Annotated in this window: 22 protein-coding genes; 19 read left to right on the top strand and 3 right to left on the bottom strand. The window is 44.9% G+C overall.

Annotated features, from left to right (window positions below; translation table 11 throughout):
• Positions 1-61: 61 nt before the first annotated feature.
• From TRQ2_RS03345 to TRQ2_RS03320, 6 genes are all read left to right on the top strand, one after another.
• Complete coding sequence (locus TRQ2_RS03345; protein ID WP_012310658.1) at positions 62-700, top strand: L-ribulose-5-phosphate 4-epimerase; 639 nt, start codon at positions 62-64, stop codon at positions 698-700.
• An 11-nt stretch (positions 701-711) separates the two neighbouring features.
• Positions 712-2,232: an FGGY-family carbohydrate kinase gene (locus tag TRQ2_RS03340; RefSeq protein ID WP_012310657.1), complete on the top strand. Its 1,521-nt coding sequence runs from the start codon at positions 712-714 to the stop codon at positions 2,230-2,232.
• A gap of 3 nt (positions 2,233-2,235) precedes the next feature.
• A complete protein-coding gene (locus TRQ2_RS03335) occupies positions 2,236-3,447 on the top strand; it encodes a sn-glycerol-1-phosphate dehydrogenase (RefSeq protein WP_012310656.1) in 1,212 nt (403 codons plus the stop codon).
• Between the two features lie 67 nt (positions 3,448-3,514).
• On the top strand, positions 3,515-3,967 hold the full coding sequence (locus TRQ2_RS03330; protein ID WP_004082997.1) for a PadR family transcriptional regulator: 453 nt from the start codon (positions 3,515-3,517) through the stop codon (positions 3,965-3,967).
• Entirely contained in the window at positions 3,964-5,697 is a 1,734-nt protein-coding gene (locus tag TRQ2_RS03325; RefSeq protein WP_012310655.1) for an ABC transporter ATP-binding protein, read from the top strand. The genes TRQ2_RS03330 and TRQ2_RS03325 overlap by 4 nt, the downstream gene beginning before the upstream one ends.
• Positions 5,690-7,483, top strand: coding sequence for an ABC transporter ATP-binding protein (locus TRQ2_RS03320; RefSeq protein WP_012310654.1), 1,794 nt, complete (start codon positions 5,690-5,692; stop codon positions 7,481-7,483). Before TRQ2_RS03325 ends, TRQ2_RS03320 begins: the two co-directional genes overlap by 8 nt.
• A gap of 29 nt (positions 7,484-7,512) precedes the next feature.
• On the opposite strand, the gene pfp is transcribed toward TRQ2_RS03320, so the two are convergent.
• Positions 7,513-8,772 (bottom strand): diphosphate--fructose-6-phosphate 1-phosphotransferase, encoded by a 1,260-nt coding sequence (gene pfp / locus TRQ2_RS03315; protein ID WP_012310653.1) that lies wholly within the window; start codon positions 8,770-8,772, stop codon positions 7,513-7,515.
• A gap of 217 nt (positions 8,773-8,989) precedes the next feature.
• Between pfp and TRQ2_RS03310 the strand changes: the two genes are divergently transcribed.
• The 11 genes from TRQ2_RS03310 to ptsP all read left to right on the top strand — a co-directional run bounded on the left by TRQ2_RS03310 (position 8,990) and on the right by ptsP (position 20,191).
• Positions 8,990-10,093, top strand: coding sequence for a citrate synthase/methylcitrate synthase (locus TRQ2_RS03310; protein ID WP_011943233.1), 1,104 nt, complete (start codon positions 8,990-8,992; stop codon positions 10,091-10,093).
• Positions 10,086-11,342, top strand: coding sequence for a 3-isopropylmalate dehydratase large subunit (locus TRQ2_RS03305; protein WP_012310652.1), 1,257 nt, complete (start codon positions 10,086-10,088; stop codon positions 11,340-11,342). Before TRQ2_RS03310 ends, TRQ2_RS03305 begins: the two co-directional genes overlap by 8 nt.
• Positions 11,343-11,355: 13 nt before the next feature.
• Positions 11,356-11,856, top strand: a complete 501-nt coding sequence (locus TRQ2_RS03300; protein WP_004083008.1) for a 3-isopropylmalate dehydratase small subunit — start codon at positions 11,356-11,358, stop codon at positions 11,854-11,856.
• 12 nt (positions 11,857-11,868) lie between these two features.
• Positions 11,869-13,116 carry a glutamate-5-semialdehyde dehydrogenase gene (locus TRQ2_RS03295; RefSeq protein WP_012310651.1) on the top strand — a complete coding sequence of 416 codons (1,248 nt, stop codon included), beginning with the start codon at positions 11,869-11,871 and terminating at the stop codon, positions 13,114-13,116.
• Positions 13,117-13,118: 2 nt separating this feature from the next.
• Positions 13,119-14,174 carry a glutamate 5-kinase gene (proB, locus tag TRQ2_RS03290; RefSeq protein WP_012310650.1) on the top strand — a complete coding sequence of 352 codons (1,056 nt, stop codon included), beginning with the start codon at positions 13,119-13,121 and terminating at the stop codon, positions 14,172-14,174.
• 525 nt (positions 14,175-14,699) lie between these two features.
• On the top strand, positions 14,700-15,470 hold the full coding sequence (locus tag TRQ2_RS03285) for a DeoR/GlpR family DNA-binding transcription regulator (protein WP_008193719.1): 771 nt from the start codon (positions 14,700-14,702) through the stop codon (positions 15,468-15,470).
• Complete coding sequence (gene pfkB / locus TRQ2_RS03280) at positions 15,467-16,402, top strand: 1-phosphofructokinase (protein WP_012310649.1); 936 nt, start codon at positions 15,467-15,469, stop codon at positions 16,400-16,402. Before TRQ2_RS03285 ends, pfkB begins: the two co-directional genes overlap by 4 nt.
• On the top strand, positions 16,402-16,854 hold the full coding sequence (locus TRQ2_RS03275) for a PTS sugar transporter subunit IIA (RefSeq protein WP_008193715.1): 453 nt from the start codon (positions 16,402-16,404) through the stop codon (positions 16,852-16,854). Before pfkB ends, TRQ2_RS03275 begins: the two co-directional genes overlap by 1 nt.
• Before the next feature lie 17 nt (positions 16,855-16,871).
• Positions 16,872-18,242, top strand: a complete 1,371-nt coding sequence (locus tag TRQ2_RS03270) for a PTS fructose transporter subunit IIC (RefSeq protein ID WP_008193714.1) — start codon at positions 16,872-16,874, stop codon at positions 18,240-18,242.
• Positions 18,243-18,258: 16 nt separating this feature from the next.
• Positions 18,259-18,519: an HPr family phosphocarrier protein gene (locus TRQ2_RS03265; RefSeq protein ID WP_008193712.1), complete on the top strand. Its 261-nt coding sequence runs from the start codon at positions 18,259-18,261 to the stop codon at positions 18,517-18,519.
• 19 nt (positions 18,520-18,538) lie between these two features.
• Complete coding sequence (gene ptsP / locus TRQ2_RS03260; RefSeq protein ID WP_008193710.1) at positions 18,539-20,191, top strand: phosphoenolpyruvate--protein phosphotransferase; 1,653 nt, start codon at positions 18,539-18,541, stop codon at positions 20,189-20,191.
• 32 nt (positions 20,192-20,223) lie between these two features.
• Here ptsP and fsa read toward each other — a convergent pair whose 3' ends face one another.
• Together fsa and TRQ2_RS03250 are read right to left on the bottom strand one after the other, a co-directional pair.
• The gene (gene fsa, locus TRQ2_RS03255; RefSeq protein ID WP_012310648.1) at positions 20,224-20,880 is read right to left on the bottom strand and encodes a fructose-6-phosphate aldolase; all 657 of its coding nucleotides are present in this window, start codon (positions 20,878-20,880) and stop codon (positions 20,224-20,226) included.
• Positions 20,881-20,978: 98 nt separating this feature from the next.
• Complete coding sequence (locus TRQ2_RS03250; protein WP_012310647.1) at positions 20,979-21,926, bottom strand: carbohydrate kinase; 948 nt, start codon at positions 21,924-21,926, stop codon at positions 20,979-20,981.
• Positions 21,927-22,034: 108 nt separating this feature from the next.
• Here TRQ2_RS03250 and TRQ2_RS03245 point away from each other — a divergent pair, with 108 nt between their 5' ends.
• Complete coding sequence (locus TRQ2_RS03245) at positions 22,035-22,808, top strand: SDR family NAD(P)-dependent oxidoreductase (RefSeq protein ID WP_004083016.1); 774 nt, start codon at positions 22,035-22,037, stop codon at positions 22,806-22,808.
• A 12-nt stretch (positions 22,809-22,820) separates the two neighbouring features.
• Positions 22,821-23,774 (top strand): mannitol dehydrogenase, encoded by a 954-nt coding sequence (locus TRQ2_RS03240; RefSeq protein WP_004083017.1) that lies wholly within the window; start codon positions 22,821-22,823, stop codon positions 23,772-23,774.
• The last annotated feature ends 27 nt before the right edge of the window (positions 23,775-23,801 follow it).

Raw genomic sequence — 23,801 nt, 5'->3', positions numbered from 1 at the left:
TGTGATGCCTTGTTGTGTGGATAATTTTGACTGTACGTTTACCCATAAAGGAGGTAAAAGCATGTACGAAAAAGAAAGGAAAGAGCTATACAATGCCCATCTTCTGTTGGAAAAATACGGTCTTGTCGCTTACACAAGCGGTAACGTGAGTGTGAGAATCGGTGATCATGTTCTGATAAAGCCCTCCGGTGTTCCATACACCGAGCTGAAACCAGAGGACTTCGTCGTGGTGGACCTTGAAGGAAACGTGATCGAGGGAGAGAAGAAACCCTCCGTCGATACAGCCACACATCTGTATCTCTACAAACACCTCGACTGGGCAAAATCCGTGATTCACACTCATTCAACATTCGCCATGGTGTGGGCAATTCTCGAAAAATCAATCCCCGTTCTTTGCACGGCACATGCGGATGTTTTCGGAGAGGAGATTCCTCTTACAGAATACGCTCCTGTAGGATCCGAGGCGATTGGAAAAGCTGTCGTGAAAGTGATTGGAAAATCCGGTGCTGTTCTTCTCAGAAAACACGGTGTTATGATCGTGGGGACCTCTGTGGACGATGCAGTGAAAAAGGCGATTTTCCTTGAGGAGGTAGCAAAGGCAGCGTACTTTGCAACACTTGCAGGAAAACCCACACCATTGCCACCTGACGAAGTGGATCGTCTCTACAATCAGTATCACACCAAGTACGGTCAGAAGTGAGGAGGGGGAATATGTACCTCATCGGAAGTGATATAGGAACTCAGGGTACGAAATCCGTCATTGTGAACGAGAAAGGAGAAGTGCTCGCTGAGGCTTTCAGAGAGTACGAAGTCATAACTCCAAAACCGAACTGGGCAGAACAGTGGCCTGATGTCTGGGTTAAAGCAGTCTTTGAAACTGTAAAAGAAGTGGTGGAGAAGTCTGTGGTATCAAAGAAAGAAATAGCTGGGATTGCCATTAGCGGACTCTACGGTGGATCGGGCATTCCAGTTGACAGGAACATGCAACCGCTCAGACCCTGCCTCATCTGGATGGACAGAAGAGCGGTGAAAGAGACGGAGTGGGTGAAACAGAACGTTCCCAAGGAAAAGCTCTTCGAAATCACAGGAAATTACGTGGATTCGTACTTTGGCTTTACGAAAATCATGTGGATCAGAAACAACGAACCAGAGATCTGGGAAAAGATCTACAAGTTCATCACTCCTAAGGACTACGTGATCTATCAAATGACGGGAGAAGTTGTCATCGACTATTCCTCCGCTGGAAACCTGGGTGGTGTTTTTGACATCAGAAAGCTCACCTGGTCCAAGGAGATGTGCGATGTTCTCGGAATACCAATTGAGTTCCTCCCCGAGAGAATAGTGAAGTCTTCTGACGTGGTTGGAAGAGTGACGAAAGAAGCTTCAGAATTGTGCGGACTCCTCGAGGGAACACCCGTAGTGGCCGGTGGAATAGACGCTCCAGTTGCCCAGCTTTCTGCCGGTGCACTTGAAGAGGGAGAACACGTTGCGATGGTGGGTACTTCCACCTGCTGGGGAACGGTCCACGATGGTTCGAAACTGGCTTTCGGGCTTGTGAATTATCCTTATGTGGTTTACGACACTGAAAGGATCTACACATTTGGAGGGTCCGCTACAACGGGGGCTCTCGCCAGGTGGTTTAAAGAACAGTTCGGTGAGAGCGAGACAATCGTCGGTGAAAGAACTGGCATCTCACCGTACCAGCTCTTTGACAAGGAGGTAGCAAACATCCCTGCTGGAAGCGAGGGTATCATCGTTCTTCCATACTTCATGGGTGAAAGATCTCCGATATGGGATCCTACCGCAAGGGGTGTGTTCTTTGGGGTCACTCTCTATCACAAGAGAGCACACCTCTACAGGGCACTAATGGAAGGAGGAGCGTATGCCCTGAGACACAACATGGAAGAGGGCTTGAAAGCTGGTTTGAAACTGAACGACGAATGCTGGATCGTCGGTGGCGTTTCCAAATCTTCTGTGTGGGTTAAAATATTCGCGGATGTTACTGGTTTCAAGATGAGGCAGGTTGCAAGCCTTGTGGAGGCTCCTTACGGAGATGCCTTCCTTGCGGGACTCGGAACAGGCGTTATAGACAAGCCCGAGAGAATAAAAGAGTGGGTGAAATACAGAGATCCCGTGGAACCAGACCCGGAGAACAAGAAGATCTACGACAGGTACTACGAAATATACAGAGAGCTCTATGAGAGAACAAAAGACCTGATGGCGAGGTTGTGAGGGATGAAGGATATCCTGGGAAAAACCTTCGAGTGCAGTTGCGGGAAAACTCATGAGGTTCCGAATATAGAAATCCTGGAGGCATCCATAAGAGAGGCACCGGATGTTTTTTCGGATGCGTTTTTCATAGCAGACCTGAACACCGCTTCCCTGGTGGACTTGCCCGGGAAGCGGTCTTTCGTTTTCAACGAGAGAAGACCCCTTGCAACGATGGAAAACGTTGAAAAAATAGTGAAAGCATCTGGAGATTTCCCAGAGATCGTATCGATTGGATCTGGCAGCCTCACAGACATAGCAAGATACGCGGCATATCTTTCTGGAAAGCGTTTCTCGTGTGTTCCTACAGCGCCTTCTGTGGATGCTTATACTTCCACCGTGGCGCCCATCCTGGTGAACGGTGTGAAAAAGACCTTCATGGCGATTCCCCCCAGGAGAATCCTTTTAGATATCGAGGTGTTGAGAAACGCACCAATGGACCTTTTGAGGGCTGGTGTAGGAGACATTGTTGCCAAGATTCCCGCAAGAATGGATTGGATTCTCTCACATATCGTTACGGGCGAATACATCTGTGACTTCGTCTGGAACGACATGAAAGATCTGTTGAAAGAAATTCTTTTGAAGTCAAAAGACATTCTCAACAGAGAAAGAAATGCCATCAAAACACTCATGGAGGCCCATCTTGTTTCAGGAATCAACATGGTCATCATGGGAAATTCAAGGCCGGCGTCCGGTGCAGAACACATGGTTTCTCATCTGATAGAAATGTTTCACGAAGAAAAAGAGGAGATGCCTCCTTTCCATGGCTTGACAGTGATGATAGGAGTTTTTGTTTCGATGAAGGCGTACGAGGCACTTGTAGAGAAGAAAGAGATACCTCTAAAAGACTACTCCATTGAGGAAAGAAGGAAAGAACTTCTTGAGCTCTTCGAAGAAAGAAAAGTAGAAGAATTTTTAAAAACATACGCTGAGAAGAAATTCCCAAAAATCGAAGCAGATATAGTCAGAGAACCAATGGAAAGCATCTATAAGGAATTTTTCCCCCATCTCAAAAGAACTCTTGAGACTATAGATGTGAACTCAGTGATCAACAGTTACAGCAAAGACTTTCTGTCAAGAGTTGTACGTCTCGCAAACACCATAAGGGACAGGTTCACCGTCCTGGATGTCTTTGATGAGATGAAGATCCTCAAGAATTTTTCCGAAATGGTGTTTTGAGATATTCCAGAAATCCGGTATAATTCTTGTTGAAAATCATAACTCTATAGATATATCTGGTGACAGTATGAGAGATACGAAAGGGCATCTGAAATTTCTGGTTCTTCACATAATTTCTCAACAACCCTCTCATGGGTACTACATAATGAAGAAGATCTCCCAGATAATAGGGGCAGAGCCTCCGAGTCCTGGTGCGCTCTACCCGATACTCTCTTCTCTCAGGAAGCAAAAGTACATCGAAACATACAACGAGGGGAAAAGAAAGGTTTACCGTTTGACTGATAAGGGGAGAAAGTACCTGGAAGAACACAAAGAGGAAATCAAGAAGGCACTGGATTTCGCAGAGAGATTCAGAGTCTTTTCTGAAATTTGTGGTCTTTCCTTGAGAAATGTAGTGGATGTGATTTTCAAAAACGCGAAAGATCTCACACCGGAACAAAAGAAGAAATTAAAACACGCCACGGAAGACTTTGAAAGGAACGTATACAACATCATCTACGGAGGGAAAAACTCGAAATGAAAACACTCGCCAGATATTTAAAGCCGTACTGGATATTTGCCGTTCTCGCACCGCTTTTCATGGTTGTAGAAGTGATATGTGATCTTTCACAACCCACTCTTTTGGCACGTATCGTCGACGAAGGAATCGCGCGTGGAGACTTTTCTCTGGTTTTGAAAACAGGGATCCTCATGTTGATAGTGGCACTGATAGGTGCGGTGGGAGGAATAGGCTGCACGGTCTTCGCGAGTTACGCCAGTCAGAACTTTGGAGCCGACTTGAGGCGAGATCTCTTCAGAAAAGTTCTGAGCTTTTCTATTTCCAACGTGAACAGATTCCACACTTCATCTTTGATAACGCGTCTCACCAACGACGTCACGCAGCTTCAAAACTTGGTGATGATGCTTCTCAGGATCGTTGTCAGAGCGCCTCTTCTCTTTGTGGGTGGAATAGTCATGGCAGTGTCTATCAACGTGAAGCTTTCTTCCGTTTTGATCTTTTTGATACCTCCCATCATTCTTCTCTTTGTGTGGCTCACTAAGAAAGGGAATCCTCTTTTTCGAAAGATTCAAGAGAGCACCGACGAGGTCAACAGAGTCGTGAGAGAAAACCTCATGGGTGTCAGGGTAGTGAGGGCCTTTCGAAGAGAAGAATACGAGAATGAGAACTTTCGGAAAGCAAACGAGTCTCTGAGAAGATCCATCATCAGTGCCTTTTCACTCATTGTTTTCGCACTGCCCCTTTTCATATTCATCGTGAATATGGGGATGATCGCCGTCCTGTGGTTTGGAGGGGTTCTCGTTAGAAACAACCAGATGGAGATAGGAAGCATCATGGCATACACGAATTACCTCATGCAGATCATGTTCTCTCTCATGATGATCGGAAACATTCTCAATTTCATTGTAAGAGCCAGTGCTTCTGCAAAGAGAGTTCTGGAGGTGCTGAACGAAAAACCTGCAATTGAAGAAGCGGACAACGCCTTAGCACTTCCAAATGTGGAGGGGAGCGTTTCCTTCGAAAATGTCGAATTCAGATACTTCGAAAACACCGATCCTGTTCTCAGTGGAGTGAACTTCTCCGTTGAACCAGGATCACTCGTTGCCGTTCTGGGTGAAACAGGGTCCGGAAAGACCACCCTCATGAGCCTCATTCCAAGGCTCATCGATCCAGAGCGTGGACGTGTGGAAGTCGATGAATTGGATGTTCGGACGGTGAAGCTGAAAGATCTGAGAAGTCACATATCTGTTGTTCCTCAGGAAACCGTGCTGTTTTCGGGAACCATCAAAGAGAACCTGAAATGGGGAAGAGAAGACGCCACAGATGATGAAATCGTGGAGGCGGCGAAGATCGCTCAGATACACGATTTCATAATCAGTCTGCCCGAAGGATACGATTCTCGCGTCGAAAGAGGGGGGAGAAACTTCTCGGGAGGTCAGAAACAGAGACTTTCCATAGCCCGTGCTCTTGTAAAAAAACCAAAGGTACTGATACTCGACGACTGCACGAGTTCAGTGGATCCCATAACTGAGAAAAGAATACTGGATGGGTTGAAGCGATACACGAAGGGATGTACGACCTTCATCATCACTCAGAAGATCCCAACGGCTCTTCTCGCCGATAAGATCCTGGTCCTTCATGAAGGGAAAGTAGCGGGATTTGGCACCCACAAAGAGTTGCTCGAACACTGCAAACCCTATCGAGAGATATATGAATCCCAGTTTGGAAACGGGGTGATGAACGATGCCTGAGATCAGAAGAAGGCCACACGGACCAATTTTAGAAAAACCCGCACTGAAAAATCCCACGGCCACGTTGAGAAGACTCCTCGGTTATCTGAGACCTCACACTTTCACTTTGATCATGGTCTTTGTTTTCGTCACCGTTTCTTCCATACTTGGTGTTCTCTCACCGTATCTCATAGGAAAAACGATCGATGTTGTCTTCGTTCCAAGAAAATTCGATCTTCTTCCCAGATACATGCTGATTCTCGGAACGATTTATGCGCTTACGTCTCTTCTCTTCTGGCTTCAGGGAAAAATCATGTTAACGCTTTCCCAAGATGTTGTTTTTCGTTTGAGAAAGGAGCTTTTCGAGAAGCTTCAAAGAGTTCCGGTCGGCTTCTTCGACAGAACACCTCACGGAGACATCATAAGCAGAGTCATAAACGATGTGGACAATATAAACAACGTTCTTGGAAACAGTATCATTCAGTTCTTCTCGGGAATTGTGACACTCGCAGGCGCTGTGATCATGATGTTCAGAGTGAATGTGATCCTTTCACTCGTCACACTCTCAATAGTTCCCTTGACCGTTCTCATCACGCAGATCGTCTCCAGCCGAACCAGAAAATACTTCTACGAAAATCAAAGAGTCCTCGGCCAGCTCAATGGGATCATAGAAGAAGACATCTCCGGCCTCACTGTGATAAAACTCTTCACCCGTGAGGAAAAAGAGATGGAGAAGTTCGACCGGGTGAACGAGAGTCTCAGAAAGGTGGGAACGAAGGCTCAGATCTTTTCAGGTGTTCTCCCTCCTCTTATGAACATGGTCAACAACCTTGGATTTGCCCTGATCAGCGGTTTTGGAGGATGGCTCGCCTTGAAAGACATAATCACAGTGGGTACCATAGCCACCTTCATAGGTTACTCAAGGCAGTTCACAAGACCGTTGAACGAGCTTTCTAACCAGTTCAACATGATCCAGATGGCACTTGCAAGCGCTGAAAGAATCTTCGAGATTCTCGATCTGGAGGAAGAAAAAGACGATCCTGATGCTGTGGAACTGAGAGAAGTCAGAGGAGAAATCGAGTTCAGGAACGTGTGGTTCTCCTACGACAAGAAAAAGCCTGTTCTTAAAGACATAACCTTTCACATAAAACCGGGTCAGAAGGTTGCACTGGTGGGTCCCACAGGGTCCGGAAAGACGACGATCGTGAATCTGTTGATGAGATTCTACGACGTGGACAGAGGGCAGATCCTCGTGGATGGTATAGATATAAGAAAAATAAAGAGGAGTTCTCTGAGATCCAGCGTAGGTATCGTCCTTCAGGATACTATTTTGTTTTCCACCACCGTGAAAGAAAACCTCAAATACGGAAATCCTGACGCTACCGACGAAGAAATAAAAGAAGCAGCGAAACTGACACATTCCGACCACTTCATAAAACACCTGCCTGAGGGTTACGAAACGGTCCTCACCGACAACGGTGAAGATCTGAGTCAGGGTCAAAGACAGCTTCTTGCCATAACAAGAGCTTTCCTTGCGAATCCAAAGATCCTGATACTGGACGAAGCCACCAGCAACGTTGACACAAAGACGGAGAAAAGCATACAGGCAGCCATGTGGAAACTCATGGAGGGGAAGACCAGCATCATCATAGCTCACAGATTGAACACGATAAAAAACGCAGATCTGATCATCGTTTTAAGAGACGGAGAAATTGTGGAGATGGGAAAACACGATGAGTTGATTCAAAAGCGAGGCTTTTATTACGAGCTCTTCACAAGCCAATACGGTCTCGTTGTAGAAAGATAATGAGCCCCAAGATGGGGCTCATAAAAGTTTTATGGAAGCTCTGTCGTGTGCCAGTATTTCTTTTTGAATTCTTCAGGTTCCATCTTTGCGAGCTTTGCTAGTTTTTCGAGAGTTTCGGGATCTTCGAGATCTTTCTTTTCCAGCCTTATCATGTATTTTCTTGCTACTCTGTAATCTTCCGATCGAACATCCACCACTCTCACCTTTGTCCTTCCGGTCTTTGGATCCATGAAAGCGTCGAAGGGAAGAATCTTGATTCTGCCACCAACCACGCACACCATCCCGCCAGGGAGATCGGAATAATCTCCAAGGAGAAATCTCACAGCACCGTAACCGAGTGTTCTGGTGTATACTATGTCGAAGGGTATGGGACGTGCGCTTCTGAGTTCGTATCCTATTGTGACATCGACGATATGGATTCTTTCACCTCTTTCAGCGTATCTCCTCTCGATCGCCCGTTTCAGAATGGTGGCGAGCGGGATCTCTGCAAGTCTCAGGTGTCCGTGCGGGTCTTTTTCGACTATCACACCGGGAGTGTTGGCAAGTTCCTCAGGATCCATCTTTTCTGCGATACCTTCACCTATTATTGCTACTCCATCGTCTCTTCCCATGAGTTTTCTCTTGAGAATCGCCCCATCGAGAACGTCGCACACTTCTTCGAGTGTCACTCCCTCTTTGAACTCTTCAGGAATGATCGTGATCGTTGCACTCGCTGCTTTTCCAACGCCGAGTGCGAGGTGCCCGGCTTCCCTTCCCATCATGGCCACAAAGTACCATCTGTTCGTTGTTCTTGAGTCCTGCATGAGATTGTAAACGAGCTCTGTGGCCACGTGGCGGGCTGTTTCAAAACCGAACGTGGGCATGTTCTCCGGAAGAGGGAGGTCGTTGTCTATAGTCTTTGGAACGTGGACCACCTTTATTTCGCCCTGCGATCTTTCACACACTTTGCTCGCAGAAAACGCGGTGTCGTCCCCTCCGATAGTAACAAGATACTTTATCCCGAGCTTTTTGAGAGTCTGAACGGTCTTCTCGAGGGTTTCTTCGGATTTGGCAGGATTCACCCTCGAGGTTCTGAGAATGGATCCACCTTCGATGTGGATTCTAGAGACATCTTCGATGGAAAGTTTTTTCACCATATTCGTTTTTCCCTCTACGAGGTGTTTGAATCCATCGTATATTCCGATCACTTCGAGTCCGTTGTTTATAGCTTCGATGGTAACAGAACTTATCACACTGTTGATTCCAGGTGCCGGCCCTCCGCCAACGAGTATTCCCAATCTTTCAGCCACTTCAACCCCTCCCCTTGCTTAATGTCTTCAAAACATATTCTACCAATTTTTCTGCGAAAGTGTTAAATCTTTTTCAAAACGAAAAGCATTAAAATGCCAGCCTGTGCCATGCAGTACTGTTTAACTTTACCTTCAAGTTTGTATGGTAAAATTTCCCAAAGCCCTCCTTCATTTTTAATCGTTCCAGTGTATAGTTATACAACACGGAGGTGTTATTTTGATACAAAAGGGACTGGAAGGCGTCAAAATATGTGAAAGTTCGATATGCTATCTGGACGGCATCAACGGAAGACTCTACTACCGAGGAATACCGGTTGAGGAACTCGCGGAAAAATCGACTTTCGAAGAAACGGCCTACTTTCTCTGGTACGGAAAGCTTCCCACAAAGAGTGAGCTTGAAGAATTCAAAAGGAAAATGGCAGATTACAGAGAGCTTCCTGATGAAGCCCTTGAAATTCTTTACCATCTTCCGAAAGACCTTCATTACATTGATGTTTTGAAGATATTCCTTTCCATTCACGGTTCCATGGATGGGAACGATGAGGATCTCAGAGAAAAAGCCATCAGGGTTGCCAGCGTCTTTCCCACAATACTGGCGTATTACTACAGATACTCTAAAGGAAAAGAACTGATAAAGCCAAGAAAAGACTTATCACACGTTGAGAACTTCTACTACATGATGTTCGGAGAGAGAAACGAAAAGATCCGTCTTCTGGAATCTGCGTTCATTCTTCTCATGGAGCAAGATATAAACGCTTCCACCTTTGCCGCGCTTGTGATAGCTTCCACACTCTCCGATCTTTATTCCTGTATTGTAGGGGCTCTCGGTGCGCTCAAGGGTCCTCTCCACGGTGGTGCGAGTGAAAAGGTTCCGCCCATGCTAGAAGAGATCGGAAGTGAAGACAGGGTGGAAGAGTTCGTTCAAAAGTGTCTGAAAGAGAAAAGAAAGATCATGGGATTCGGGCATCGAGTTTACAAAACTTACGATCCGAGAGCGGTGTTTTTGAAGAGAGTTCTTCAGGAACACTTTCCAGATAGCAAACTGTTCAGAATCGCCAGCAAGCTGGAAGAATACATCGTTTCTAACAAGATCAAAAACATATACCCGAATGTGGATCTGTATTCGAGCGTTCTCTTCGAAGAGCTCGGTTTTCCAAGGAACATGTTCACTGCCCTGTTTGCAACTGCTCGCGTTGTCGGATGGACCGCTCATGTGATCGAATACGTGAGCGACAACAAGCTGATCAGACCAACTAGTGAGTACGTGGGTCCTATGGATGTCGAATACATTCCTATCGAGCGGAGGGATGAGAATGGGTAAGACACTCGCAGAAAAGATCTTTTCTGAACATGTTGGAAGAGACGTGAAAGCAGGTGAAATCGTACTCGCGAGAGTGGATATAGCCATGGCCCAGGATGGAACAGGCCCTCTGATGATAAACGAATTCAGAGAACTCGGTTTCAAAGAAGTGAAGGTCCCGAAGGCCTTCCTCTTCATCGATCATGCTTCTCCGAGCCCGAGGAAAGAGCTTTCGAACTCGCAGAAGATGATGAGAGAATTTGGAAAAGAGATGGGAGTCAAGGTTTTCGATGCGGGAGACGGGATATCCCACCAGATCCTCGCGGAAAAATACGTGAAACCCGGCGATCTGGTAGCAGGTGCGGATTCGCACACCTGCACTGCCGGTGGGCTCGGTGCTTTCGGAACGGGAATGGGGTCCACAGATGTTGCGATCATCTTCGGGCTTGGACAGAACTGGTTCAAAGTACCTGAGTCGATCAAAGTTGTGGTGAACGGGAAGTTACAGGATGGAGTTTACGCGAAAGACATTATTCTCGAGATCGCGAGAATTCTGGGAAGCGACGGCGCAACTTACAAAGCGTTGGAGTTCCACGGAAGCTGTATCGAAAATATGAATGTGGAGGACAGACTCACCATTTCCAACATGGCGGTGGAAGTGGGAGCGAAAGCAGGTCTCATGCCTTCTGATGAGAAGACCAGAGAGTTCCTGAAAAAGATGGGAAGAGAGGAGGACTTCAGAGAGTTGAAAGCAGATCCAGACGCGGTTTACGAGACAGAGATAGAGATAGATGCCACCACACTCGAACCACTCGTCTCTTTGCCTCACTATGTGGACAACGTGAGAAAGGTAAGCGAGGTTGAAAAGGAAAAGATAAAGATAGATCAAGTGTTCATAGGAACCTGTACGAACGGAAGACTCCAGGATCTTGAGATCGCTTTGAAGATTCTTGAGAAACACGGAAAGCATCCGGATGTGAGGCTGATCGTTGGCCCTGCTTCAAGGAAGGTCTACATGGACGCCCTTGAAAAGGGAATAATCAAGAAATTCGTTGAACTCGGAGCGGCAGTTATACCACCAGGTTGCGGCCCGTGTGTTGGAATTCACATGGGTGTTCTTGGAGACGGAGAGAGGGTACTTTCCACGCAGAACAGAAACTTCAAGGGAAGGATGGGGAATCCCAATGCGGAGATATACCTTGCTTCTCCTGCAACGGCGGCAGCCACCGCGGTAACCGGATACATCACAGATCCGAGAAGGTTCATTTGAAGGAGGGTGAATCATGATAAGGGGAAGAGTCTGGAAGTTCGGTGACAATATATCGACTGATCATATAGCGCCTGGAAGGTACTTTCATCTGAGGAACAATCTTGAGGAGCTCGCAAAACACGTCTTGGAAGATGCCATGGAGGATTTCGCGAAGAAGGTGCAGAAAGGTGACATCATCGTGGCTGGCAAGAACTTCGGACTTGGTTCTTCCAGAGAGCACGCTGCGCGTATCATAAAGATCGCTGGTGTTTCCTGTATCGTGGCGAAGTCTTTCGCAAGGATCTTCTACCGAAACGCCATCAATGTGGGCCTTCCAGTCATAGAGCTCAAAGAAGTCGACGAGATCAACCAGGGAGACGAACTTGAGATAGATCTCGAAAACGGTGTTTTGAAGAACCTCACAACAGGAAAAGAATACAGATTCACTCCGATTCCGAAGTTTCTCCTCGAGATACTGAAAGAAGACGGTATAGTGAACTATCTGAAAAAACACGGTTCCTTCCCGAAGGTTTAGGGGGTGAGAGTTGTGGATGAACTCCTCGAGAAGGCGAAGAAGGTACGAGAGGCTTGGGATGTTCTGAGAAACGCGACGACGAGGGAAAAGAACAAAGCGATAAAGAAGATAGCCGAGAAACTCGATGAGAGGAGAAAAGAAATCCTCGAGGCGAACAGAATCGACGTGGAAAAGGCCCGCGAGCGGGGTGTGAAAGAATCCCTTGTCGATAGACTCGCCCTGAACGATAAAAGAATCGATGAGATGATAAAAGCTTGCGAGACGGTGATTGGACTGAAAGATCCCGTGGGAGAAGTAATCGATTCTTGGGTGAGAGAAGACGGACTCAGAATCGCGAGGGTGAGGGTTCCCATCGGTCCGATAGGGATCATTTACGAATCCAGGCCGAACGTCACTGTGGAGACCACGATCTTGGCCCTGAAGAGCGGTAACACCATACTGCTCAGGGGCGGATCCGACGCTCTTAACTCGAACAAGGCGATAGTCTCAGCCATAAAGGAAGCGCTCAAAGAAACAGAGATTCCAGAAAGCTCCGTTGAATTCATAGAGAACACCGACAGATCCCTCGTTCTTGAGATGATACGGCTCAGAGAGTATCTCTCCCTCGTCATTCCACGTGGTGGATACGGCCTCATCAGCTTTGTGCGTGACAACGCGACTGTTCCGGTACTGGAAACAGGTGTTGGAAACTGTCACATCTTCGTCGATGAGAGCGCCGATCTGAAGAAGGCTGTTCCGGTCATAATAAACGCGAAGACACAAAGGCCTGGTACCTGTAACGCTGCAGAGAAACTGCTCGTTCATGAGAAGATAGCGAAGGAGTTTCTTCCTGTGATCGTGGAGGAGCTGAGAAAACACGGCGTCGAAGTGAGAGGCTGTGAAAAGACCAGAGAAATCGTGCCGGACGTGGTACCGGCTACTGAAGATGACTGGCCCACCGAGTATCTGGACCTCATCATCGCCATCAAAGTGGTCAAGAATGTGGACGAGGCGATTGAGCACATAAAGAAATATTCCACGGGACATTCCGAATCGATTCTGACTGAAAACTATTCGAACGCTAAAAAGTTCGTTTCAGAAATCGATGCCGCAGCCGTTTACGTGAACGCTTCGACCAGGTTCACAGACGGTGGACAGTTCGGATTCGGTGCCGAGATCGGAATCAGCACTCAGAGATTCCACGCAAGAGGTCCTGTGGGACTCAGAGAGCTCACCACGTACAAATTCGTCGTTCTTGGAAATTATCATGTGAGGGAATGATTATGAAAGTCGTTGTAAAGGTTGGAAGCAACCTGCTTGTGGGAAGTTCTGGCTTGAGAAAGTCTTACATCGCAGAACTCTGTCGCGAGGTTGCACGTTTGAAAAGTCAAGGGCACGAAATTTCCATCATCACATCTGGGGCCCGCGCTGCGGGCTTTACTTATCTTGGAAAAGGAAAGAGAACACAGGACCTTCACATAAAACAGGCTCTCTGCGCTGTGGGACAGGTCCAGCTCATGAAGGTGTACGAAAACGCCTTCGATTTCTATGGCATCAAAATCGCCCAGATCCTGCTCACAAGGGACACTTTTTCCAACAGAAAAAGGTACCTGAACCTCAGAAACACACTGATCGGACTCTCGGAGTTCGATGTTGTACCCATCGTGAACGAAAACGACACAGTTGCAACAGAGGAGATCACACTCGGTGACAACGACACGCTCGCTGCCATGTTCTCGATAGCCTGGGATGCGGACTTCCTTGTGCTTTTCACAACGGTGGATGGAGTCATCGATGAGAACGGAAAACTCGTCGAAAGATTCGACGAGTCGGTGAAACTGAAAGATATGGGAAAGAGCAGCTGGGGAACTGGTGGTATCAGATCCAAGATAGAATCTGCGTTGATAGCTTCAAGATGCGGTGTGAAAGCGACCATATGCAGCGGAAACGACGTTTCAAACCTCACAAGGTTTGTGAAGGGAGAACCTGTCGGTACTGTTTTTGAACCACAAGGACGCTTGAAAGCAAAAAAAGCCTGGATTGCCTTTCTCTCAGAACCTGCAGGAAAGATATACGTAAACAAAGGAGCTGAAGAGGCACTCAAAAGCGGTAATAGCCTTCTGCCTGTTGGTGTCACAGGTGTGGAAGGAACGTTCGATGTGGGAGATGTGGTGGAGATAGTGAACGAAGAAGGAGAACTCGTCGGTCGAGGAATCGTGAATTACTCGTCTTCGGATCTGGAGAAAATAGCGGGTCACAAATCTTCCGATTTGAGAAAGATCCTCGGATACGAAGGAAACAAGGTGGTCGTTCACATAGACAACATGTGGGTAGCTTAAAAAAGCCCGCCGGGTGGCGGGCTTTTTTCTCCTCATCACTAAGGAAAAACTCTCCAAAATCCCTTTTGTTCCCACCTTATTTTTTCATGAATTACCGCACCTTACAGAAGGTGTGACTTCCCGTTTCAACCCCTGATGGCTCGTAGACCCCTTTCGGGTTCCGCCGCCAGAACACGGTCCACGGGTATGAACTCGGACGGTTCCCACCCTACTCGACGACAGCGATTTTTGGTCGTAGTTGTAATCGTATTATAGCATATTTCACAAATTCATCCCCACCTTAAGATGGTGTCTTCTTTGCACTTTGTTTGATAAAAAGTTCAAAATCTTTTGCCCACCTCAATTTTTATATTTTCCACCTGGATACCATGTTTGTTTCTGTAATCTAATCGTTATCTGTATTTAATTAAAAATCTTGACTCATGGCATCTTTATAATCTAGAATGAGAAATGATCATGAACAATCACAATATGTCATAATCAATCATAAAGCGATCACAATCGATCAAAAAAGGAGGAATGAGTATGTTCGCGGAAGAAAGAAGAAATCGAATAGCACAGATCATAAAAAGTGGAAAAAGTGTGAGAGTTTCGGAACTTGCAAAGCTTTTTGAGGTATCTGAGTCTACCATCAGAAGAGATCTCAGAGAACTTGAGAATCTGGGGATATTAAAGAGAACACATGGAGGAGCCATTGATAGTTCCCTCACATCTTTTGAACTTTCTTTTGATGAAAAAGAAGAAAAATTTAAGAAGGAGAAAGAGTGCATTGGAAAGATAGCCGCTTCTTTCGTGAGAGATGGCGATACCATAATTTTGGATGCAGGGACAACAACAAAATACATTGCTCAGAACATAGTAGCTAAAAATGTGACCATAATAACAAATTCTGTAAATATAGCGAATGATTTATCCAATAACGATAACTTTGAAGTGATTGTAACAGGAGGGATCATAAGGACGAAAACCAAAGCACTTGTTGGGGATATTGCACAGATGGTTCTCAGACAGTTTAGAGTTGACAAAGCCTTTATTGGTGCGAACGGTGTATCTATAAAATATGGAGTAACAACTCCTAGTCTTATCGAAGCAATGATAAAAAGAACCATGATAGAAATATCTAAAGAAAGATTTTTAGTCGTTGATAGTTCAAAATTTGACCAGGTGACTTTTTCTTTCATATGTTCTGTAGAAGACTTAGACTATATCATCACTGATAGTATTTCAGAAGATCAAAAACGTGAGTATGAAAAGCTAGGAATAAATATTATCACAGGGAAGGTGATGACGGATTGATTTATACAGTTACACCCAACCCTGCAATTGATATCACCATTTACATTGACACATTGGAAAGAGGGAAAGTTAATAGAAGTCGCTATTTCTTGATGGATGCTGGTGGAAAGGGGATCAATGTTTCAAAAGTGATAAAAATCCTGGGGGGAAAATCAAAAGTACTTGGTTTTCTTGGCAAGGAGAATAGTTCCTGGTTCACAAAATATCTTCAAGATATGAAATTAGACTTCGACTTCGTCTTGGTTGAAGGTTTTACAAGAACGAACATAAAGATAGTTGAGGAAAAAGATGAGGTATATACAGATCTTAATCAGAATGGATTTGAAATAACAGAAAAAGACAAGAATGTTCTGTTAGATAAACTGAGAACCCTGGCAAATCCAAATGACATTTTCGTCTTGTCCGGAAGCCTTCCCTCGGGAGTAAAAGCGGATTTCTATGTCGAGATTATCAGACTTTTGAAAAGGAAGGGAACAGTTGTTATTTTCGATGCAGATGGAACAGCCCTTAAATATGGTTTGGAGGGGAACCCCGATATTCTAAAGCCAAATATCAACGAACTTCAGAGTGTTCTAACTCTCAACGAAGAAAATCCATTGGCCATAGCTAGATCTGCAAAATCACTCTTTCAGAAAGGTGTAAAAAAGGTACTCGTTTCAATGGGTGATAAAGGGGCAGTTTTTGTTACAGAACAAATATCTCTTTATTCAAAAGGAATTCCCGTTGAAGTAAAAAGTACCGCTGGAGCAGGAGATTCCATGGTCGCAGCCATTTCTTATGGTCTTTCAAAAGGGATGAACGATGAGGAAATTTTTAAATTGGCAGTTGCCTGTGCCACAGCAAAGGTAGCAACAGAAGGAGTAAAGCCTCCTATCAAGAAAGATATAGAAAGATTCCTTAAAAAAATAAAATTAGAAAGGTTGGTGATGTAATGGAGTTGGAAAAACTCTTTTCTCCAGGATGTATGAGTTTTGATCTTAGGTCAAAGTCAAAGATAGAAGTCATTGATGAGCTGATCGATCTTCTCCACAAAAGTGGAAAAATAACCAACAAAGAAAAGTTTAAAAAAGCAGTTTTAAAAAGAGAAGAAGAATTTTCAACAGGAATCGGTATGGGAATAGCGGTTCCACATGGTAAGGATAGTTCAGTTAAAGAACCTTGTATCGCTTTTGGTGTATCGAAAAATGGTGTTGATTTCGATTCTATGGATGGAAAACCCGCGTATATTTTCTTTTTGATAGCAGTTCCAGAAGACTCAAGTGACGAACATCTTAGAATATTGAGTTTCATTTCTAGAAAATTAATGCACGAGAATGTTAGAAACAAACTTTTTAATGCAAAATCTTTTGAGGATGTTATAGATGCCTTTACAGAAAGTGAGTAGAAAGGAGGAAGGGGAAAATGAAAAAGAAGATTGTGGCTGTAACATCCTGTCCAACTGGGATTGCACATACTTATATGGCAGCAGAAGCGCTTCAGATGGCTGCAAAGAAAATGGGTGTGGAAATCAAGGTTGAAACCCAGGGATCTGTTGGCGCAGAAAATGTAATAACGTCTGAAGATCTGAGGGAAGCACACGCGGTTATTCTGGCCTGTGATACGAAAATAGACGAAGAGAGATTCGCTGGATTGCCCATTTTGAAGGCAAGTGTGCAAGACGCTATAAAAAATGCAGAAAGCCTCATTCAGAAAGCTCTGAACATGGAAAGAAAAAATTTTGTTGATGAAGTTTACAAGGTTAAATCTGAGAGAAAGGAAAAAGCAAAGGGCGTTTATAAACATTTGATGACCGGTGTTTCACACATGATTCCGTTTGTTGTGGCAGGAGGGATTTTAATAGCAATTTCTTTCGCATTCGGTATCAGAGCATTTGAACAAGAAGGATCTTTCGCAGCTGCCCTTATGGAAATAGGAGGGAATGCTGCATTTTCACTGATGGTACCGATCTTGGCTGGTTTTATAGCGTTTTCAATTGCGGATAGACCAGGCCTTGCACCGGGAATGATAGGAGGACTGCTTGCTAGCAGAATAGGAGCTGGTTTTCTTGGTGGAATAGCAGCTGGTTTTGGAGCAGGATATTTGACGGCGTGGCTAAAAAAGACCATAAAACTTCCCAAATCTCTCGAGGGATTGAAACCAGTTCTTATAATTCCTGTTCTCTCCACATTAATTGTGGGGCTTGGAATGCTTTATGTTGTAGGAAAACCAGTCGCTGCTTTGAACAGTTCCTTGACAAGCTGGCTTAATAGTATGAATGACACCAGTATGGTTCTCCTTGGGATACTCCTTGGTTTGATGATGGCTTTTGATATGGGAGGACCTGTAAACAAAGCTGCTTATACTTTTGCAGTGTCAACACTTTCTTCTGGGCAGCCCTCGGTTGTGATGGCAGCAGTGATGGCGGCAGGTATGACTCCTCCTCTTGGAGTGGCACTGGCGACTATTCTTGCAAAGGACAAATTTACCACAGAAGAAAGAGAAGCTGGAAAGGCGGCATTCTTCCTCGGACTTTCCTTTATAACAGAGGGAGCGATTCCATTCGCCGCGGCGGATCCTATTAGAGTGATTCCTTCTATCATGGCGGGATCGGCAGTTGCATCTGTTTTAAGCATGCTGTTTGGATGTACTCTTGCAGTGCCACACGGTGGAATATTCGTTCTTCCAATACCAAATGCTGTTAGCAATCTGTTCATGTACTTGATTTCAATAACAGCAGGTACTTTGGTAACTGCTTTGATACTCTCCACACTGAAACCTAAAAGATCTGAGTAAGGAGGTAGATTATCTGATGGTTGAAGCGAAGATTACATTAAAAAATCCAACGGGACTACATGCGAGACCTGCCAGTATCTTTGTATCGGAAGCTGGAAAACTTAAAAGTGATATCTTCATAGTAAAAGAAGGGAAGGAAGCGAATGCGAAGAGCATCCTCCAAGTTTTGGCAATGGGAATAAAACAGGGTGACGAGATCATTCTTAGAGCTTCCGGTGAAGACGAGGAAGAGGCAATAAAGAGACTGACAGAATTGCTGGAAAACCTAGCAGAATGATATGGGGGTAAGAGACATTATGTTAATGAAAGGAATTCCAGCATCTGAGGGTATTGAACTGGGAAAAGCATATGTTCTGCAAGAAGAAGCCGACACCGATAGCGGTTTCCAAGAATATAATGGGAAGCATTATGAACTGGAAAGATTCTTTAAGGCAATAGATGAAGCAAAGAAACAAATAAGGGAATTGAAAAAAAAGGCTCAGGAGGAATTGAGTGAAAAGGATGCAATGATATTCGAAGCCCATTTATTGATACTTGATGATCCCGAGTTTCTAAAAATGGTTGAGAGAAAGATAGATGAAGGAAAGAACGTTTCAGTAGCTGTTAAAGAATCTATTCGCTTTTTTGAGGAAATGCTTTTGGGTTTGAATGACGAATATATGAAGGAACGAGCGGTTGATGTAAAAGATGTTGGAATAAGACTCATCAGAATATTATCAGGGAAATCGGAGCCTGATCTTTGGAATATACCTGAGGATTGTGTTTTGGTAGCAAAAGACCTGACACCATCTCAAACAGCAAAAATGAGAAAAGAACGCATCAAAGCCATTGTGCTGGAAAAAGGCGGGAAAACCTCTCATGCTGTTATTATTGCCAGATCTTTTGGTATTCCGCTGATTTTGGGAGTTAAGGAAGCCACCCGAATGATTAAAAATGGAGATCTTCTAATTGTTGATGGCAACATAGGATTAGTTCATGTGAATCCCGAAAAAAGTGTTTTGGAAAATTACAGAGAACGAATAATAGATCAATACAAGGAAAGAATGGAATTGAGAGATATTCTTCACCTTGAAACCAGAACATCTGATGGGAGAAGAATAAAACTTTTTGCAAACATAGGAAATTTGGAGGAGCTTGACATCGCTTTAAAGAATAACGCAGAGGGAATAGGACTTATGAGAACAGAAATTCTATTCATGAATAGAGAAAAGCCACCATCTGAAGAAGAGCAGTTCAAGTTCTATAGGACTGTTTTGGAAAGAATGAGGGGTAAGCCTGTTATAATAAGAACCCTGGACGTTGGCGGAGATAAGATAATACCTTATTTGTATGCAGAGATAGGAAAAGAAGAAAATCCCTTTCTTGGATATCGATCCATAAGATTGTGTTTGAACAGAAAAGATATTTTTAAAACACAGCTGAGAGCTCTTTTAAGAGCTTCTATTTATGGAAATCTAAAGATTATGTTTCCAATGATAAGTTGTGAAGAGGAAGTTTTAAAAGCAAAAACCATATTGGAAGAGTGTAAAGAAGAATTGCGAAAGGAAGGAATATCTTTCGATAGGAATGTAAAGGTTGGAATAATGGTAGAAACTCCAGCGGCTGCTCTCATATCTGATATCCTTGCAAAAGAAGTTGACTTCTTCAGTATTGGTACAAATGATCTAATTCAATACACTCTGGCAGTCGATAGAACAAATGAATCTGTCTCCTACTTGTACAATCCATCTCACCCTGCTATTTTACGACTCATCAAAATGACGATTGAGAATGCCCATAAAAATGGTATCGAGGTTGGTGTGTGTGGTGAAGTTGCTTCAGATGAGAATTTTGTTCCTAAATTAATTAAATTAGGAGTAGATGAGTTGAGTGTAAATCCTTCTAAAATACTTGTGATAAAAAAGAAAGTTCTTCAAACAAAATCTAATGAAGATATCATCAACATGTAGCTCATGAAAAAGCCCGCCGGGTGGCGGGCTCTTTATTTCTTCAGGTTCTCCAAATACTTTTTCCAGTCTTCCATGAACCTTTCTATTCCAAGATCCGTCATTGGGTGTTTGAAGAGTCTCTCCAGCACGGCAAATGGTATTGTCACGATATCCACACCCATGAGTGCCGCCTCCACAACATGCATCGGATGTCTGATGCTTGCGGCGATGATCTCGGTTTCGAAACCGTAGTTGTTGTAGATCTCGACGATTTCCCCAAGCATCCTCATCCCGTCGTTTGAAAGATCGTCCATCCTTCCAACGAAGGGGCTCACGTAAGTTGCTCCCGCTTTCGCGGCCAGAATAGCCTGGGCTGGGCTGAACACGAGTGTCACGTTTGTCTTTATACCCTCCGCGGAGAGAGTCTTCACCGCTTTGATGCCATCGGGTGTCATTGGTATTTTGATCACCACGTATTCGCTGATCTGAGCGAGCTCTCTCGCCTCTCTCACCATACCTTCGTAGTCGAGAGACACAACTTCCGCAGAAACGGGACCTTTCACCAGATCACAGATCTCTTTTACTCTCTGTTTGAACTCTGCTCCTTCCTTTGAAATCAGCGTTGGGTTCGTCGTTACTCCATCCACGATACCCCATTCGACACCTTTTTTGATCTCTTCTAAGTTTGCTGTGTCCAGAAAGATCTTCATCGTTTCACCTCCCAGAAGCTATTCTCCCTTATTTTCTTTAAGAGCTCGATAGGAATTTTTGAAAATCTCTGTTAGTCTTTGATTGATAAGAAGTTAACTCAACGTTCCTGATTTGATAGAAACATTTCAACTTCATCTAAAACCGGCATCGCATCTACACCGCCCACTCTTGTGATAACGATAGCGGCGACGGCGTTGGCGAACTTTCCAATCTCGACAGCGTCTTCGATCGTTTCAGGTGTTTTCTCCAGATACTTGTGTATCACTGCGGCTGTGAACGAGTCTCCGCATCCCGTAGCATCCACAGGTTTTACTTTGAAAGAAGAAACCACACGTTTTTCTCCTTTGAACTTCACAAGACATCCCCTTTCTCCCATGGTCACAAAAAGCAGGCCGTTTTCCTTGATCGGAATTCTGTCAACGGCCGTTTCTAAATCTTCCTGGAAGATGTATTCCAGATCCTTGTCGCTGAGTTTCACAATATCTACCTTCGAAGAGATCTCGAGAAAGTCCTTCACGAAGGTGTTTCTGTCTTCTATCAGTGAGGGTCTCACGTTCGGATCGTAAGAGACGGGCTTCCCTTCTTCCAAAAACGTTTCCATCACTTTCAAATAGGCGCTTCTCGATGGTTCAACGGCAAGAGAATATGATCCGATGTGAAGGAAAGAAAATTGTGCGGGGTTGATGTTCACTTCTTCCGGTCTCAGATTCGTATCGGCTGGTTTTTCTCTGAAGAAGACGAAATCCGGATTTCCCTGAGCGTCTCTTGCCACAAAAGCGAGGGTAGTCTTACAAGAAGAATCGAAGATGATGTGTGTTGTGTCTATGCCTTCTTTTTTCATCACCTCAAGTAGGAACTCGGAGAACTGGTCTCCTCCAAGTTTTCCGAGAAAGGAAACTTCTCTTCCCAGTCTTCTGAGGGCAACGGCGACGTTCAGGGGAGAACCTCCCGCTTTCTTTCTGAAGAGCTCACTCTGTGAAAGGTTCTTTCCTTTGTCCTCTGAGATGAAATCAATGAGGATTTCACCGGTGCAGAGAACATTCACAAGAATACACCTCCGCCGGAAAACGATTTTCTATTTCATCTTCATTATACTTCAAGGCGAAGTGTGTTAATATTGTGTTGAACTGTTATTTTTCCGGGAGGGATCGTTGTGAATATTCTTGAAAAGCTTTTCTCTTTGAAAAGAAAGGTAGCTCTGGTGACTGGTGGAGGACAGGGCATCGGGAAGGCCATCGCCCAGGCGCTGGCAGCGGCGGGTGCAGCTGTTTTGATCATGGACATAAACGAAGAAACAGCCAGAAGAACGGTCGAAGAGATAAAAGAGAAAGGTGGCGAAGCAGATTTCTATGTTGGGGATGTGACGAAAGAAGAAGATTGTTTTGGAGCGGTCAAAAAGGCGCTGGATAGGTGGGGGAAACTCGACATAGGAGTCAACAACGCGGGAATAGGAGACTGGTGTGAAGCGGAGAATTATCCGGTTGAGAAGTGGAAAAAGGTCATAGACGTGAATCTGGTTGGGGTGTTTCTTTCCGCAAAAGCGGAGTTCCACGCTATGAAGGAAAGAAAATACGGAAAGATCATAAACATCGCGTCCATGTCCGGACACATCGTGAACAAACCTCAGAAGCAGACAGCTTACAACGCTTCGAAAGCGGGTGTGATCCATCTCACCAGATCTCTGGCCGCCGAGTGGGCCCCGTACGGAATCAGGGTGAACAGCATAAGCCCCGGATACATCAGAACACCTCTCATAGAATCTCCAAACGTGAAAGATCTTGTTCCCCTCTGGCTCGACATGATCCCTCTTGGAAGACTGGGAGAGGTGGACGATCTGATAGGAGCTGCTATCTTCCTTGCAAGTCCCGCCTCAGATTACATGACAGGGCACGATCTTGTGATAGACGGAGGCTACACCGTCTGGTGAGGAGGTTAGAATATGAAAGTACTTTTGATAGAAAAACCCGGTGTTGCGAGTGTTGTGGAGAAAGAGATACCCGTTCCCGGTGAAGATCAGACCCTCGTGAAAGTACTCGCGTGCGGTATCTGTGGAACCGACTACAAGATATTCTCAGGAGGCACCAACGCCAACTATCCAGTTGTTCCAGGGCATGAGATCGTCGGCGTCGTTGAAAGATCGGGTGTTTTCGAAAAGGGGCAGATGGTTGTGATCGATCCCAACAGATCCTGTGGGAAGTGTGACTACTGTAGAAAAGGTATGTCTCAGTTCTGTGAAAACCTTCAGGCAACGGGCGTGACAGAACCAGGAGGATTTGCGGAATACGTGCTCGTGGAGAACTCACAGGTTTATCCTGTGAGAAATGTACCCGCAGAGAGAGCCGTTTTCGCAGAACCGCTTTCCTGTGTTCTCGAAGGAGTGAAGATGGTGAAACATGGATTCTACGACAGAATCCTCGTAGTCGGAGCAGGTAGTATAGGTGTGATTTTTGGTCTGATCTTCAAGAAAATTTTTCCGGGTGCAGAAATAGTCCTTGCGGAGAAAGACGAGAAACGTGCGGAATACGTTGTGCAAACTTTTGGATTGAAAGTGGATGAACCAAAAGGAGAGTACGATCTTACTGTCGAGTGTTCTGGTACGGTGGAAGGGTTCAAAACTTGCTTTGAACACACAGGAAAAGGTGGAATGCTCCTTCAGTTCAGCGTCATCTCCAAAGACAAGATGGTTGAGATCTCACCGTTCGAGATCTACCGAAAGGAGATGAAAATACTCGGGTCCTATCTCAATCCTTTCACAATGAAAGAAGCGGTGAAGATCATAGAATCTGGAGAGTTTCCCTTCGAAAAACTTGTCACCGATCGTCTGGATCTTGAAGGGGTGAAAGAATACCTGTCGTCTCACAAAAAGGCATTGATGAAGGGAATTTTTTCTTAATTAAGCTAATTCCCGTCGAGAGTTTTA

The organism is Thermotoga sp. RQ2 (genome assembly GCF_000019625.1).
GTDB lineage: Bacteria > Thermotogota > Thermotogae > Thermotogales > Thermotogaceae > Thermotoga > Thermotoga maritima.
The sequence above is the reverse complement of the archived record's forward strand: the minus strand, read 5'-3'. Positions and strand labels throughout refer to the sequence as shown.

Excerpts from the sequence above, each read along its gene's own strand:
- TRQ2_RS03325 (WP_012310655.1), top strand. The coding sequence starts at position 3,964 with ATGAAAACACTCGCCAGATATTTAAAGCCGTACTGGATATTTGCCGTT.
- TRQ2_RS03270 (WP_008193714.1), top strand. The coding sequence starts at position 16,872 with ATGAAAAAGAAGATTGTGGCTGTAACATCCTGTCCAACTGGGATTGCA.
- TRQ2_RS03345 (WP_012310658.1), top strand. The coding sequence starts at position 62 with ATGTACGAAAAAGAAAGGAAAGAGCTATACAATGCCCATCTTCTGTTG.
- proB (WP_012310650.1), top strand. The coding sequence starts at position 13,119 with ATGAAAGTCGTTGTAAAGGTTGGAAGCAACCTGCTTGTGGGAAGTTCT.
- TRQ2_RS03285 (WP_008193719.1), top strand. The coding sequence starts at position 14,700 with ATGTTCGCGGAAGAAAGAAGAAATCGAATAGCACAGATCATAAAAAGT.
- TRQ2_RS03265 (WP_008193712.1), top strand. The coding sequence starts at position 18,259 with ATGGTTGAAGCGAAGATTACATTAAAAAATCCAACGGGACTACATGCG.
- TRQ2_RS03330 (WP_004082997.1), top strand. The coding sequence starts at position 3,515 with ATGAGAGATACGAAAGGGCATCTGAAATTTCTGGTTCTTCACATAATT.
- TRQ2_RS03275 (WP_008193715.1), top strand. The coding sequence starts at position 16,402 with ATGGAGTTGGAAAAACTCTTTTCTCCAGGATGTATGAGTTTTGATCTT.
- TRQ2_RS03320 (WP_012310654.1), top strand. The coding sequence starts at position 5,690 with ATGCCTGAGATCAGAAGAAGGCCACACGGACCAATTTTAGAAAAACCC.
- ptsP (WP_008193710.1), top strand. The coding sequence starts at position 18,539 with ATGTTAATGAAAGGAATTCCAGCATCTGAGGGTATTGAACTGGGAAAA.
- TRQ2_RS03300 (WP_004083008.1), top strand. The coding sequence starts at position 11,356 with ATGATAAGGGGAAGAGTCTGGAAGTTCGGTGACAATATATCGACTGAT.
- TRQ2_RS03335 (WP_012310656.1), top strand. The coding sequence starts at position 2,236 with ATGAAGGATATCCTGGGAAAAACCTTCGAGTGCAGTTGCGGGAAAACT.
- TRQ2_RS03240 (WP_004083017.1), top strand. The coding sequence starts at position 22,821 with ATGAAAGTACTTTTGATAGAAAAACCCGGTGTTGCGAGTGTTGTGGAG.
- TRQ2_RS03340 (WP_012310657.1), top strand. The coding sequence starts at position 712 with ATGTACCTCATCGGAAGTGATATAGGAACTCAGGGTACGAAATCCGTC.
- fsa (WP_012310648.1), bottom strand. The coding sequence starts at position 20,880 with ATGAAGATCTTTCTGGACACAGCAAACTTAGAAGAGATCAAAAAAGGT.
- TRQ2_RS03305 (WP_012310652.1), top strand. The coding sequence starts at position 10,086 with ATGGGTAAGACACTCGCAGAAAAGATCTTTTCTGAACATGTTGGAAGA.